Genomic DNA, 12,843 nt, shown 5'->3' on the forward strand with positions numbered 1-12,843 from the left:
CGTCAATCGAACGCCCTGCCGTTTGCCCCTAAAGTCTGATGGGCAAACGGCAAGGCGTCCGGGAAGTTTTGGCAGCTGGGTTACAGCAGGCGATCGGCGTGCCAGAAGACGTGATCGCCCATGACGCTTTGCACGAAGAAGTAGCTGTGGTCATAGCCCGGCTGCATGCGGAACTGGCCGGGCTGGCGACGCTCCATCATGGCATGGGCCAGCGATTCGGGCCTCAGCAGATCCAGGAACTGATCGCCGCTGCCCTGGTCGATTAGAATCTCGCCGGGGTAGCCGCGTTCGCGCATCAGGATGGTGGCATCATGGGCGCGCCATGCATCGCGGTCATCGCCCAGATAGGCCGTCAGTTGCTTGCGGCCCCAATCCGATTCACTGGGGTGGGCGATGGGCGCGAAGGCCGAGACGCTGCGATAGCGGTCGGGATGGGTCATCGCGATGGTCAACGCGCCATGCCCGCCCATCGAATGCCCGGTGATGCCCATGGCATCGCGGTCGATGGCGAAATTGTCGCCGACCAGTTCGGGCAGTTCATGGACGATGTAATGCCACATCTGGAAGTTCGGCTTCCACGGGTCTTGCGTGGCGTTGACATAAAAGCCAGCGCCCTGCCCCAGGTCATAGGCGTCATCATCGGCGACGCCCTCTCCGCGCGGCGAGGTGTCGGGGAAGATGATCGCGATGCCCGCCTCGTCGCAATATTGCTGGGCGGCGGCCTTGGTCATGGCGTTTTCATGGGTGCAGGTCAGGCCCGACAGATACCACAGGACCGGCACGCGGCCATATTGCGCGATCTCGGGCAGGAAGACCGCGAATGTCATGTCGGTCCCCGTCGCCTGCGAACGGTGGCGATAGACGCCCTGCGTTCCGCCAAAGCTGCGGTTCTCGGAAAGGGTCTCAAGGCTCATGGGGTCTCTCCCTTCAAGGTCTGGAACATGACCAGCCCGTCGACCGGCCCATGCTGGGGGTGAAGAAACGCAGCCGGAAGCCGCCCGACAATGGCAAATCCGGCCTTGTGCCACAAATGGACGGCATCCTGGTTGGTCGAGACGACGAAATTGAACTGCATCGCCCGGAAGCCCTGATCGACGGCCCAGGTCTTGGCATGTTCGACCAGGCTGCGCGCGATGCCTTTGCCGCGGGCATCGGGATGGGTGGCGAAGGATGCGTTGGCCACATGCGAACCGCCTGCGGGGCGGTTGGCGCCGACATGGCTGGTGCCAAGAATGCGGCCATTCAACTCGGCCACGAAGGCGGTGAAGGGTCGGGCGAACCAATCCTGCAGCGCTTCATCACGTTCCACGTCGCGCGGCATGCAATAGGTTTCACCAGCGCGATAGACCGGGCGCAGGATGTCCCAGATCGCATCGTGGTCGTCTTTGGTCGCGGGGCGGATCACCGCCCCGCCATCGGTCGTCATGCGAGCTCATCCACGCTGCGGATGACCTTGCCCAGCAGGCCATAGTCCAACGCTTCCTGGGTGTTCAGCCAGAAGTCGCGGTGGGTGTCCTCCTCGATCTTCTCGACCGACTGACCGGTCGCATCGGCGAAGATGTGGTTCAGACGGTCGCGCATCAGGCGCACCTGTTCGGCCTGGATCATCATGTCCGAGGTCGTCCCGCCGATCCCGCCCGAGGGCTGGTGGATCAGGAAGCGGGTGTTGGGCAGGCAGTAGCGGTTTTCCTTTTCCGCCGCGACAAAGATCAGCGCGCCCGCGCTGGCCACCCAGCCCGACCCGATGGTGCGGACTGTGGGGCGGATGAACTTGATCACATCGTGGATCATGTCGCCCGATTCCACGTGACCACCGGGCGAGCTGATCAGCATGTTGATGGGTTCGTCGCTGTCCTCGGCCAAGGCCAGCAGATGCGCCACGGTGCGCTGCGCCAGCTTGTCGTTGATCGGGCCGGCAACGATCACCGTGCGCGACTTGAAGTAGAGTTTGCCGATCTTGTCGCCTTCCGGCAGACCCAGACCACCGTCCTTGTCGCCCTTGGGCTGGCGGTCGTCGTCTTCTTCGTGATCGTCGTCGTCATCCAGCCACTGATGGCGCATGGGCCTGCTCCTTGTTCTTACTCATGGCGACGGCGGGACCGCGCGGCCCCGCCGTTCTTTTACCTAAGCAGCCGCGAAGGATCAGTAAAGGACGACCGAGCGGATCGATTCACCCTTGTGCATCAGATCGAAGCCCTTGTTGATGTCGTCCAGCGACATGGTGTGGGTGATCATCGGGTCGATCTCGATCTTGCCGTCCATGTACCAGTCGACGATCTTGGGCACATCGGTCCGCCCGCGCGCACCGCCGAAGGCCGTGCCCTTCCAGACGCGGCCGGTGACCAGCTGGAACGGACGGGTGTTGATCTCGGCACCGGCCGCCGCCACGCCGATGATCACCGACACGCCCCAACCGCGGTGGGTGCATTCCAGCGCATCGCGCATGACCCTGGTGCTGCCTGTCGCGTCAAAGCTGTAATCCGCGCCGCCGATCTGGTCGAAGGGGGTCTTGGTCATCTCGACGATGTGCTGGACGATGCCGCCTTCGATTTCCTTGGGGTTGACGAAATGGGTCATGCCGAAACGCTCGGCCATTTCCTTCTTCTCGTTGTTCAGATCGACGCCGATGATCATGTCGGCACCCGCCAAGCGCAGGCCTTGAATGACGTTCAGACCGATGCCGCCCAAGCCGAAGACCACCGCCTTGGCGCCGATTTCCACCTTGGCGGTGTTGATGACCGCGCCGATGCCCGTGGTCACGCCGCAGCCAATATAGCAGATCTTGTCGAAGGGCGCGTCCTCGCGGACCTTGGCGACCGCGATTTCCGGCAGCACCGTGTGGTTCGCGAAGGTCGAGCAGCCCATGTAGTGATAGATCGGCGTGCCATCCAGCATGCTGAAACGGGTCGTGCCGTCGGGCATCAGGCCTTGCCCCTGGGTCCCGCGGATCTTGGTGCAGAGGTTCGTCTTGCCCGACAGGCAGGACGCGCATTCGCGGCATTCGGGCGTATAGAGCGGGATCACGTGATCGCCGACCTTCAACGAGGTGACGCCTTCGCCAACCTCGACCACGACGCCCGCGCCTTCGTGGCCCAGAATGGCGGGGAAGATGCCTTCCGGGTCGTCGCCCGAGCGGGTGAATTCGTCGGTGTGGCAGATGCCGGTGGCCTTGATCTCGATCATGACCTCGCCGGCCTTGGGGCCTTCCAGGTTGACCTCCATCACTTCCAGCGGCTTGCCAGCCTCGAGGGCTACGGCGGCACGGGTTCTCATAGTGTCGTCTCCTATCGCTCAGGCAGGGCTTGGATCGGGCAAGGGATCGACAGGCGAACCCATGCCCCGAATCTCATCTTTGTGGACGATCCGGTTCAGGCGGGCAAGGCACCCGAACGCTTGGCGACATGCGTCGCGATCGCGTCCATCAAGGGTGGGGACAGCGCATCATAAGGGTCCAGCCCAAGCTCGCGCAGGCGCGACCTGATGCCGTCCATCCGCGACGGATCGACCCCCGATTCGATGACCGAGCTGACGAAGGCCGCGAATTCAGGTGCCGACCAGCCGCTTTCCCCGGACAGTTCGGTATGCACGAAATCAAGGCCATAGAACGGATGGTCCTTGTTTTCGATGCGGCCGATCATGTGGACGCCGCAATCGCGACAGCGGTGTCGCTGGATGGCCGCCGTTTCATCGACGATCTGCAGCTTGTCGCCATTCTCAAGGATGCGGACGCTGTCGCGCGATACCACCGCGACCTGGCTGAAGGTGGCCCCCTCGGGCTTCCAGCACTTGGTGCAGCCGCAAACATGGTTGTGCGCGGACTGTGCGCCGACGCCGACCTTCACGGGATTGCTGCTGCAGTGGCAGGTGAGGGTTCCACCGGAAAAACCGGGGTTTCCCTGTTTGACGCCGTGATCCACGGCCGGGTGGATCGTCACCCCGTCGGTGCTGGTCATGGTCCCCTCCTCCAATTGACCGGACATTGGTCAAGGTCGCGCCGATGGGAACATTCGGCAAGTGGGAGGAAGGTTGTAGCAGCCCGCACCATTGCCGGCGCGGGCCGCCATCGTTCAGCTGGCCGGGGTCGACGACACGCCGACCTTTGCCGGGCGCAGCAGGCGGTCGTGCAGGCGGAAGCCGTTGTCCATCACCTGAATGATCTCACCGGCGTTGGTGCCGGGCGCGGGGGCCTCGAACATCGCCTCGTGGAAGGTAGGGTCGAATTTCTCGCCCAGTTCGGGGCGGATGATCGTGATGCCATGCTTGGTGAAGACGTTCGACAGTTCGCGCAGGGTCAGATCGACCCCCTCGATCAGGGCCGAGGCCGCCTCGCGCTGTTCGTCGGTGGCCGCATCAAGCGCGCGGGTCAGCGCGTCATAGACGGGCAGCAGGTCCCGCGCCAGGCGCGAGCCGCCATAGTTTTCCGCGTCGCGACGGTCCTTGTCGGCCCGCTTGCGCGAGTTTTCCGCATCGGCCAACGCGCGCATCCACTTGTCGCGCAATTCGTCGCGTTCGGCCGTCAGGCGCGCGACCTCGTCATCCTGGGCGGCCAGCGGGTCGTCCAGAAATTCTTCCATCGGCTGTTCGTTCTGCTCGGTCATCTTCTTCATCCTTTCCGGCCAGACAGCACCCGCCCGACCAGCTGCGCGGTATAATCGACGATCGGCACGATCCGGCCATAATTCAGCCGGGTCGGTCCGATGACTCCGACCGCGCCTACAATCTTACGGTCGGCATTCATATAGGGTGAAACGACCAGAGCGGAACCCGAAAGTGAAAAAAGCTTGTTTTCCGACCCGATGAAGATGCGAACGCCCTCGCCGCGCTCGGTCAGGTCCAGAAAATCGACGATGTCGCGCTTGCGTTCCAGATCGTCGAACAGAACCCGCACCCGGTCCAGATCCGCGATCTCGCTGTCCAGCAGGTTCGACCGGCCGCGCACGATCAGCCGCGGGTCCATGGCCTCGGGGCCCCAAAGCGCGATCCCCGATTCGACCAGTTCGGCGGCCAGCACGTCCAGTTCGCGCCGTCGCGTGGTGATCTGCTGGGCCAGGTGCCCGCGCAGTTCGGCCAGGGTCTTGCCCTCGGCCATGGCGTTCAGGAAATTGCCCGCCTCGCGCATCGAGGACGGCGTCTGCCCCGGCGGCGGGGTGAAGATACGGTTTTCCACATGCCCGTCGGCAAAGACCAGCACCACCAGCGCGCGGTCCGGCCCCAAGCTGACGAATTCGATGTGGCGGATCGGCGCCTCGTGCTTGGGCATCAGCACAAGGCTGGCGCCGCGGGTGATCGATGACAATGCCGTGCTGACACGGTCCAGCAGCACGCCGGTTTCGGGGTCGTCGTTGCCAAGCGTCTGGTCGATGGCGGCGCGGTCCTGGGGGGCCACCTGATCGACCTCCATCATGCCGTCGACGAACAGGCGCAGCCCCTGCTGTGAGGGCATCCGCCCCGCCGAGGTATGCGGGCTGTCCAACAGCCCCATGAATTCAAGGTCCTGCATCACGTTGCGGATCGTCGCCGCGCTGACCTTTTCCGACAATGTCCGCGTCAGCGTCCGCGAGCCCACAGGCTCACCCGTATCAAGATAGCTTTCGACGACCCGGCGAAAGACTTCGCGGGACCGTTCGTTCAGCTGGTTCAGCAGCGTTTCCTGGCTCATGTGCCTCGTGGGGTTGCGTGACGGTGCCCTCGGGCGATATTGGGCGGGTAATCTTCACGAAAAGGATGAATCATGCGCCCCTCTGGCCGGAATCTAAGCGAAATGCGCCCGATTTCAATTGAAACCGGGGTGATGCGCCACGCCGAAGGGTCTTGCCTGATCCGTTGCGGCGATACGCATGTCCTTTGCACCGCCTCGATCGAGGATCGCCCGCCGCGTTTCCTGAAGGGCACCGGCCTTGGATGGGTTACTGCCGAATATGGCATGCTGCCCCGCGCCACGAACAGCCGCAATCGCCGTGAGGCCGCATCGGGCCAGCAGACCGGTCGCACCCAGGAAATCCAGCGCCTGATCGGGCGCAGCCTGCGCGCGGGCATCGACCGTTCGGCCTTGGGTGAACGTCAGATCACCATCGACTGCGACGTGATCCAGGCCGATGGCGGCACGCGCTGCGCCTCGATCACCGGCGGTTGGGTGGCGCTGCGGCTGGCGGTCAACAAGCTGCTGAAGGCGGGCACCATCACGTCGGACCCGATCCTTGACCACGTTGCAGCCGTCAGCTGCGGCATCTATGCGGGCCAGCCGCTGGTCGATCTGGATTACGCCGAGGACAGCGAGGCCGGCACCGACGGCAATTTCGTCCTGACCGGCGCAGGCCGTCTGATCGAGGTGCAGATGTCGGCCGAAGGGGCGACCTTCTCGCGCGATGAAATGGGCAAGCTGCTGGATCTGGCGGAAACCGGCATGGCCGATCTGGTCGCCGCGCAGAAGGCCGCCATCGCATGAGGAAGTTCACCGAGAAGCGCCTGCTGGTCGCCACCCATAATGCCGGCAAGCTGGCCGAGATGCGTGCCCTGCTGGCCCCCTACGGCGTCGAGGTCGTCGGCGCCGCCGAGATGGGCCTCGGCGAACCCGTCGAGACCGAGGACAACTTCATCGGCAACGCCCGTATCAAGGCCCGTGCCGCGATGGAGGCCACCGGCCTGCCCGCCCTGTCCGACGACAGCGGCATCAGCGTCGACGCGCTGAACGGCGCCCCCGGCGTCTATACCGCAGATTGGGCCGAGACCGGCAACGGCCGCGATTTCCCCATGGCCATGAAACGCACCTGGGACGAGCTGGAGGCCGTGAACGCCCCTGCCCCGCGGCTTGCGCAGTTCCGCTGCACGCTGGTCCTGATGTGGCCCGATGGCCATGATGAGGTCTTCGAAGGCGTGCTGCCCGGTCAGGTCGTCTGGCCGCCGCGTGGTGCCGAAGGTCACGGCTATGACCCCATCTTCATGCCCGACGGTCACGAAATGACCTTGGGCGAAATGTCGGCCGAGGCCAAGAATGCCCTCAGCCATCGCGCCATCGCGGTGGACAAGATGATCAAGGCCGCCTTCACCTGACGGCTGCGGCCCGCCCCTGTTCGCGGGGCGGGTCGGCAAAATCAGGACGGATGCCCCTGCCGGACGGGGGCTAGGATATTCTCGACATGACACCGACTTCCGAAGATTGGCGCGCAGGTGGCTTTGGGCTTTACGTCCATTGGCCCTTCTGTGCCGCGAAATGCCCCTATTGCGACTTCAACAGCCATGTCGTCGCCCATGTCGATCAGGCCCGATGGGCCAAGGCGCTCTCGTCCGAGATCGCCCGACTGGCGGCCGAGATTCCCGACCGCCATCTGGGCAGCATCTTCTTCGGCGGCGGCACGCCCTCGCTGATGCTGCCTGAAACGGTGGATGCGGTCATTCGGACGGCGCAGGCGGGCTGGGGCTTTACCAATGATATTGAAATATCGCTTGAGGCGAATCCCACCAGCGTCGAGAAGACCCGCTTTCAGGGGTTTGCCGATGCGGGTGTGAACCGGCTGTCGATGGGCATTCAGGCATTGAACGACGACGACCTGCGTCGCTTGGGACGCATGCATTCGGTGGCCGAGGCAAGGGCGGCCTTCGACGTCGCCCGCGAGACCTTCGGGCGGGTCAGCTTCGATCTGATCTATGCGCGCCAAGGACAGGACCGTGCCGCCTGGCGGTCCGAATTGCGTCAGGCCCTGTCGATGGCAGTCGATCACCTTTCGCTCTATCAGCTGACCATCGAGCCCGGCACCGCCTTCGGCGCCCGTGCCGAGATCGGCAAGCTGCGCGACCTGCCCGACGACGATCTGTCAGCAGACATGTATGCCGATACGCAAGAAATCTGCGCCGCGGCGGGGATGAATGGATACGAGATCTCGAACCACGCGGCGCCGGGTTCCGAGAGTCGGCACAATCTGGTCTATTGGCGGCAGGGTGATTGGGCCGCAGTCGGCCCCGGCGCTCATGGCCGGATGACCTTGCCCCAAGGCCGTGTTGCGACCGAGGCCCTGCGCGCCCCCGGCGCATGGATCGATGCCGTCGAACAGCACGGAACAGCCGAGCTTCCACGCGAGTTCATCCCCCATGAAGAACAAGCCAACGAATATCTGCTGATGTCGATGCGTCTGAGCGAGGGGATGGACATGGACCGTTTTGCGGCATTGGCCGGACAGGAACCCGATGCACAAGCCGTATCGTCGCTGATCGACCTGGGAATGGTTCGCCGGCAGGGAAACAGGCTGCATGCGACCGATGCGGGACGCCCCGTCTTGAATGCCATCCTTCGCGAATTGGCCATCTGACCCATGCGCCGCAAATTATGGCTGATGATCGGCTGGCTTTTCATGGGGTTGGGCATCATCGGGGTCGCATTGCCCGTGATGCCGACAGTCCCTTTCCTGCTGGTTGCCGCATGGGCCTTCGCCCGGTCTTCCCCTGCCCTGCGTCAGCGCATTCTGGACCATCCGACCTATGGCCCCCCGGTACGGGCATGGCAGGAACGTGGCGCGGTTGGCAGTAAGGCCAAGGCTTGGGCGATTACGGCGATGACCGCAGGTGTGGCGCTGTCCTGGTGGGTTGGCATGCCGCCATGGGTCGTTGCAACGCAAGCGGCAATCTGTGCCTGCGTGGCAATCTTCCTGTTGACCAGACCTTGCGCGTGACATTCTTGGTTGCGGTCCAATCACTATGAACCGCAAGATAGCGGTCAGTTATGACCACCCAGTAACTGGCAAAGTTGGTCCAGCTGATCCAGGTCCTTGTATGAAATGACCAGTTCGCCGCCATCCCTGCCCGAATGACTGATCTGCACCTTCATCTTCAAATGCGCGCTCAGATCGCCTTCCAACGCACGGGTATCCGCATCTTTCTCAGCTGACGCACTTGCTTTGCCCCGTGGCTTGTCCTGCGGCGACTGAGACAGCTTGCGAACCATATCCTCGGTCTCGCGAACCGACATTCCCTTCTCGACGACCCGACGTGCCAATTGAAAGGCATTCGGGGCCGTGATCAGGGCACGTGCATGGCCAGCGCTCAGCTTGTTTTCCTTGACCATCTCTTGGACGGCATCGGGAAGGTTCAGCAACCGCAGAAGGTTCGCGATGTGGCTACGGCTTTTGTTCAATGCTTCGGCAAGACGTTCTTGAGTATGACCGAACCGGTCCATCAACTGACGAAAACTGGCCGCCTCTTCGATCGAATTCAGATCGGCGCGCTGGATGTTCTCGATGATGGCAATCTCGAGAACTTCGGTATCGGTCATTTCGCGAATGATGACCGGAAGTTCATGAAGTTGCGCAATCTGCGCTGCCCGCCAACGACGTTCACCGGCAACGATCTGATAGATGCCCGCATCATCGGGATGCGGTCGAACGATAAGGGGCTGGAGGACACCGCGTTGTTTCAGCGAAGCCGCAAGTTCCTGGAGGGCTTCAGGCTCGAAGTTGCGACGGGGCTGATCAGGGTTTGCGGTGATCTGTTCGATCGGCACGACAACCCGATCCTTCAGCGCCGGTGACGGGGTGTTCGGGGTGGGATCGGACAGATCCATGTCAGCCATCAAAGCTGACAGGCCACGACCCAATCCGCGCTTTCCAGCCTTTCCATCCGACATTAAGCCGCCTCCGTCACAAGTTTCAATCTCTCACAGAACTCATCGGAAAATTGTCGATAGGCCAAGCTGCCCTTGGAATTTGGATCATAACTCAGGACCGGCTGCGCATGTGACGGCGCTTCCGATACGCGAACGTTTCTAGGGATCACCGTTGGATAAACCAGATCGCCCAGTGTTTCGCGGACATCGGCCTCGACTTGCTGAGACAGATTGTTGCGATAATCGGACATGGTCAGCAAAATGCCGTTGATGCGCAACGCAGGGTTTGCTGTCTGACGAACCTGTTTGACGGTCCCAAGCAGCTGCGACAGACCTTCCAAGGCATAGAATTCGGCCTGAAGAGGAACCAACACGCTGGTCGCTGCAACCATCGCATTGACCGTCAACAAACCAAGTGCCGGCGGACAGTCGATCAAGACGATCGTACCGGCGGAAGCTTGGGAAAGCTGTTTGCTGAGCAACCGCATTCGATCGGGCGTTTGCGACAGTTCCACATCGGCAGAAGCCAAATCCGATGTTGCCGGCACCACCCTGAGGTTCTGGATGTCGGTTGCCATTGCGGCTTGGATCAAGCTGGCTTCGCCCGTCAAAAGATCATAGACCGTGAATTCTCTCTGATCCGAGCCGATGCCAAGACCGGTCGATGCGTTTCCCTGCGGGTCGAGGTCGACCAGGATTGTGGGCCATCCGGCTTGCGCCAAGGCAGCTCCAAGATTGACAGCCGTCGTCGTCTTGCCGACCCCACCTTTCTGGTTCGCGATTGCGACGATATGCTGCTCACGCATGAGAGACTCCGGATACTTTCAGAATTGCCGCTTCTGCATCTGTTGTACTGGGCGAATGTTCAAGTTCAAAGTGCCATTCTTTTCGCGCCAGTTCGACCTCTTCTTGCCAACTGCGTCCTTTCATAAGCAAAGCTTTCCCATTGGCGCCAAGGTGACGTTCCACGAACCCAAGAAGTTTTGGTAGGGCGGCAAGTGCCCGTGCAGACAGATAATCTGCATTCAAAGGCGTGATTTCTTCGATACGTTCGCTGATGACATCAACATTCTCCAAGCCAAGTTCACGAATGACCGTCCGCAAGAATTGGCATTTTCTCTTATCGCTTTCGACAAAGCTGAAATCTATTGACTGTTCGCGATAGTAGATCGCCAACACCAAACCTGGAAGACCGCCTCCGCTGCCGATATCCACCCATTTTCCGCTGATATACTTTGGCAAAGAACTTACGATTTGAAGACAGTCTTCGATATGACGTTCGCGAAACTCGCCAAGTGTAGAAGACGCGACAAGGTTGATCTTGGGATTCCAAGTCGCCATCAAATTTCGATATTTTTCGAAAAGCAACTCTGTTTCACGTGAAACATCGGTCATGCGGACATTCTTACCTTAGATTTGACAAGGGCAATTAACAGCGTGAGGGCTGCGGGCGTCATACCCTCGATCTTGGATGCCTCTGCCAATGTTTGCGGACGTCTCTCGCCCAGCTTTCGCGCTAGCTCGGCAGAAAGCCCCCCAACGTTTGAATAATCCGCGTTCGGATCCAACGTCAGTGCCTCATTCGCTTTTATCGCCGACGCGTCGCGATCCTGTCTTTCAGCATACTGATGGTACAAGGCGTCATTAGCCAGTTGGCTCACTGTTTCACGTGAAACATCGGCCAGTTCTGGGATACTTGCGACAAGAACATCCCTATCGATATCGGCCATTCCCAACAGGGCAAAAACAGATCTCTTCTGTCCGTCCAACCGCACTTTGAACCCCAAGTCTGACAACTCGTTCGGTGAAAACTTCAAGCCCTCGGCTAGGCTGCGTGCAGCGGAATAGGCTGCACTTCTTTTAGCAAAATGGGCACGCCGTTCACTACCTACGCAACCCAGCTCAATGCCGACAGGCGTCAGGCGCCGGTCGGCATTGTCAGCGCGTAGACTGAGGCGAAACTCGGCTCGTGACGTGAACATTCGGTATGGCTCAGTGACGCCGCGAGTCACCAGATCATCGATCATCACTCCGATATAGCTGTCGGTGCGACTGAAATGATGCGCATCACGGTCTTGGGCGGACAATGCAGCGTTCAGCCCGGCAACCAAGCCCTGCCCGGCTGCCTCTTCATAGCCGGTCGTTCCATTGATCTGCCCGGCCAAAAACAAACCTTCAACTGAGCCAACTTGAAGACTGTGCCGCAAGCAAGTTGGGTCAACAAAGTCATATTCGACAGCGTATCCAGGTTGAAGAATGACGGCATTCTCCAATCCGGCGATGGAATGAACATAAGCCTCTTGAACTTCGACTGGCAGGGAGGTCGAAATTCCATTCGGATAGACCGTGGAATCATCCAGTCCCTCGGGTTCCAAGAAAATCTGATGCGACGTTTTCTCGGCGAACCGGACGACCTTGTCTTCAATCGACGGACAATAACGCGGACCTCGTCCCGAGATATGCCCGCCATACATTGCCGATCTGTGAAGATTATCTTGGATGATCTTGTGCGTTGCCTCATTCGTATGAGTTATGCCGCAGGATATCTGCTTCGCATAAGGCCGGTCGTTCAGATAAGAAAACACGACTGGATCGTCATCACCCGGTTGCATATCCAATGCGGACCAGTTGATCGTCCCTCCATCCAATCGCGGCGGTGTCCCGGTTTTGAGCCGCGACATTGGAAGTCCGAATTTGGCAAGCGACCCGGCCAATCCAACTGACGCATCATTGCCCCAACGACCTGCCGGACGGCTGACGTCTCCGACGTGGATAACCCCATTGAGGAACGTACCCGTGGTGAGTACCGTCGATATCCCGGCAATCTCGGAACCGTCGGCCATCTGTACACCGGTGACCTTCCGATCAGTCCCGGTGAATGCAGTGACCTCACCGAAGATGAGCTCGACGCCAGGATAGCTGGACAACATCTCCCAAGCAGTTTCACGATACAACTTTCGATCCATCTGTGCGCGTGGACCTTGGACCGCAGGACCTTTGCGCCGGTTCAGCAGGCGAAATTGGATCCCGGCTTTGTCGGCAATGCGGCCCATCACGCCATCCAGCGCATCCACCTCACGGACCAAATGCCCTTTGCCCAAGCCCCCGATCGCAGGATTACACGACAACGTACCGATGTCTTCCTTTCTCATCGTCACCAGAGCGACCGAGGATCCCATCCGCGCGGCAGCGGTCGCGGCCTCGAGACCTGCGTGACCAGCACCCACAACGATGACATCAAAATGTTTCAC

Annotated in this window: 15 protein-coding genes; 4 read left to right on the plus strand and 11 right to left on the minus strand. The window is 60.8% G+C overall.

All coding sequences use genetic code 11. The annotated features are described in order from the left end of the window. Nucleotides 1–80: 80 nt before the first annotated feature. From fghA to hrcA, 7 genes are all read right to left on the minus strand, one after another. A complete protein-coding gene (gene fghA / locus DDE75_RS02390) occupies nt 81–914 on the minus strand; it encodes an S-formylglutathione hydrolase (protein ID WP_108500761.1) in 834 nt (277 codons plus the stop codon). Then, nucleotides 911–1,426 (minus strand): GNAT family N-acetyltransferase, encoded by a 516-nt coding sequence (locus DDE75_RS02395; protein WP_108500762.1) that lies wholly within the window; start codon nt 1,424–1,426, stop codon nt 911–913. Before DDE75_RS02395 ends, fghA begins: the two co-directional genes overlap by 4 nt. Beyond that, entirely contained in the window at nt 1,423–2,061 is a 639-nt protein-coding gene (locus DDE75_RS02400) for an ATP-dependent Clp protease proteolytic subunit (RefSeq protein ID WP_108500763.1), read from the minus strand. Before DDE75_RS02400 ends, DDE75_RS02395 begins: the two co-directional genes overlap by 4 nt. Before the next feature lie 81 nt (nt 2,062–2,142). Continuing rightward, a complete protein-coding gene (locus tag DDE75_RS02405) occupies nt 2,143–3,273 on the minus strand; it encodes an S-(hydroxymethyl)glutathione dehydrogenase/class III alcohol dehydrogenase (protein ID WP_108500764.1) in 1,131 nt (376 codons plus the stop codon). Nucleotides 3,274–3,368: 95 nt separating this feature from the next. After that, nucleotides 3,369–3,953, minus strand: coding sequence for an S-(hydroxymethyl)glutathione synthase (gene gfa, locus DDE75_RS02410; RefSeq protein ID WP_108500904.1), 585 nt, complete (start codon nt 3,951–3,953; stop codon nt 3,369–3,371). Nucleotides 3,954–4,067: 114 nt separating this feature from the next. Beyond that, complete coding sequence (locus tag DDE75_RS02415) at nt 4,068–4,598, minus strand: nucleotide exchange factor GrpE (RefSeq protein ID WP_108500905.1); 531 nt, start codon at nt 4,596–4,598, stop codon at nt 4,068–4,070. 5 nt (nt 4,599–4,603) lie between these two features. Then, nucleotides 4,604–5,659, minus strand: a complete 1,056-nt coding sequence (gene hrcA / locus DDE75_RS02420) for a heat-inducible transcriptional repressor HrcA (RefSeq protein ID WP_108500765.1) — start codon at nt 5,657–5,659, stop codon at nt 4,604–4,606. A gap of 72 nt (nt 5,660–5,731) precedes the next feature. Between hrcA and rph the strand changes: the two genes are divergently transcribed. From rph to DDE75_RS02440, 4 genes are all read left to right on the plus strand, one after another. After that, nucleotides 5,732–6,445, plus strand: a complete 714-nt coding sequence (gene rph / locus DDE75_RS02425) for a ribonuclease PH (RefSeq protein ID WP_108500766.1) — start codon at nt 5,732–5,734, stop codon at nt 6,443–6,445. Next, a complete protein-coding gene (gene rdgB, locus DDE75_RS02430; protein ID WP_108500767.1) occupies nt 6,442–7,050 on the plus strand; it encodes an RdgB/HAM1 family non-canonical purine NTP pyrophosphatase in 609 nt (202 codons plus the stop codon). The genes rph and rdgB overlap by 4 nt, the downstream gene beginning before the upstream one ends. 86 nt (nt 7,051–7,136) lie before the next feature. Continuing rightward, complete coding sequence (gene hemW / locus DDE75_RS02435) at nt 7,137–8,303, plus strand: radical SAM family heme chaperone HemW (protein WP_108500768.1); 1,167 nt, start codon at nt 7,137–7,139, stop codon at nt 8,301–8,303. A 3-nt stretch (nt 8,304–8,306) separates the two neighbouring features. Next, nucleotides 8,307–8,663 carry a YbaN family protein gene (locus DDE75_RS02440; RefSeq protein WP_108500769.1) on the plus strand — a complete coding sequence of 119 codons (357 nt, stop codon included), beginning with the start codon at nt 8,307–8,309 and terminating at the stop codon, nt 8,661–8,663. 44 nt (nt 8,664–8,707) lie between these two features. Here the strand turns inward: DDE75_RS02440 and DDE75_RS02445 are convergent, their stop codons facing one another. Genes DDE75_RS02445 through mnmG form a run of 4 tightly spaced genes read right to left on the minus strand, consistent with a single transcriptional unit; the run spans nt 8,708 to nt 12,843 of the window. Beyond that, nucleotides 8,708–9,613, minus strand: coding sequence for a ParB/RepB/Spo0J family partition protein (locus DDE75_RS02445; protein WP_108500770.1), 906 nt, complete (start codon nt 9,611–9,613; stop codon nt 8,708–8,710). Further along, nucleotides 9,613–10,398 (minus strand): ParA family protein, encoded by a 786-nt coding sequence (locus DDE75_RS02450; RefSeq protein WP_108500771.1) that lies wholly within the window; start codon nt 10,396–10,398, stop codon nt 9,613–9,615. Before DDE75_RS02450 ends, DDE75_RS02445 begins: the two co-directional genes overlap by 1 nt. After that, nucleotides 10,391–10,987, minus strand: a complete 597-nt coding sequence (rsmG, locus tag DDE75_RS02455; RefSeq protein WP_108500772.1) for a 16S rRNA (guanine(527)-N(7))-methyltransferase RsmG — start codon at nt 10,985–10,987, stop codon at nt 10,391–10,393. The genes DDE75_RS02450 and rsmG overlap by 8 nt, the downstream gene beginning before the upstream one ends. Continuing rightward, complete coding sequence (mnmG, locus tag DDE75_RS02460; RefSeq protein ID WP_108500906.1) at nt 10,984–12,843, minus strand: tRNA uridine-5-carboxymethylaminomethyl(34) synthesis enzyme MnmG; 1,860 nt, start codon at nt 12,841–12,843, stop codon at nt 10,984–10,986. The genes rsmG and mnmG overlap by 4 nt, the downstream gene beginning before the upstream one ends.

Origin of the sequence: Paracoccus indicus (assembly GCF_003056335.1) — a bacterium.
GTDB lineage: Bacteria > Pseudomonadota > Alphaproteobacteria > Rhodobacterales > Rhodobacteraceae > Paracoccus > Paracoccus indicus.

Bases quoted from the DNA above. Each gene is read 5' to 3' on its own strand.
- DDE75_RS02405 (WP_108500764.1), bottom strand. From the start codon at position 3,273: ATGAGAACCCGTGCCGCCGTAGCCCTCGAGGCTGGCAAGCCGCTGGAA.
- DDE75_RS02395 (WP_108500762.1), bottom strand. From the start codon at position 1,426: ATGACGACCGATGGCGGGGCGGTGATCCGCCCCGCGACCAAAGACGAC.
- DDE75_RS02440 (WP_108500769.1), top strand. From the start codon at position 8,307: ATGCGCCGCAAATTATGGCTGATGATCGGCTGGCTTTTCATGGGGTTG.
- DDE75_RS02450 (WP_108500771.1), bottom strand. From the start codon at position 10,398: ATGCGTGAGCAGCATATCGTCGCAATCGCGAACCAGAAAGGTGGGGTC.
- rdgB (WP_108500767.1), top strand. From the start codon at position 6,442: ATGAGGAAGTTCACCGAGAAGCGCCTGCTGGTCGCCACCCATAATGCC.
- DDE75_RS02445 (WP_108500770.1), bottom strand. From the start codon at position 9,613: ATGTCGGATGGAAAGGCTGGAAAGCGCGGATTGGGTCGTGGCCTGTCA.
- DDE75_RS02400 (WP_108500763.1), bottom strand. From the start codon at position 2,061: ATGCGCCATCAGTGGCTGGATGACGACGACGATCACGAAGAAGACGAC.
- hemW (WP_108500768.1), top strand. From the start codon at position 7,137: ATGACACCGACTTCCGAAGATTGGCGCGCAGGTGGCTTTGGGCTTTAC.
- DDE75_RS02415 (WP_108500905.1), bottom strand. From the start codon at position 4,598: ATGACCGAGCAGAACGAACAGCCGATGGAAGAATTTCTGGACGACCCG.
- rph (WP_108500766.1), top strand. From the start codon at position 5,732: ATGCGCCCCTCTGGCCGGAATCTAAGCGAAATGCGCCCGATTTCAATT.
- rsmG (WP_108500772.1), bottom strand. From the start codon at position 10,987: ATGACCGATGTTTCACGTGAAACAGAGTTGCTTTTCGAAAAATATCGA.
- fghA (WP_108500761.1), bottom strand. From the start codon at position 914: ATGAGCCTTGAGACCCTTTCCGAGAACCGCAGCTTTGGCGGAACGCAG.
- hrcA (WP_108500765.1), bottom strand. From the start codon at position 5,659: ATGAGCCAGGAAACGCTGCTGAACCAGCTGAACGAACGGTCCCGCGAA.
- gfa (WP_108500904.1), bottom strand. From the start codon at position 3,953: ATGACCAGCACCGACGGGGTGACGATCCACCCGGCCGTGGATCACGGC.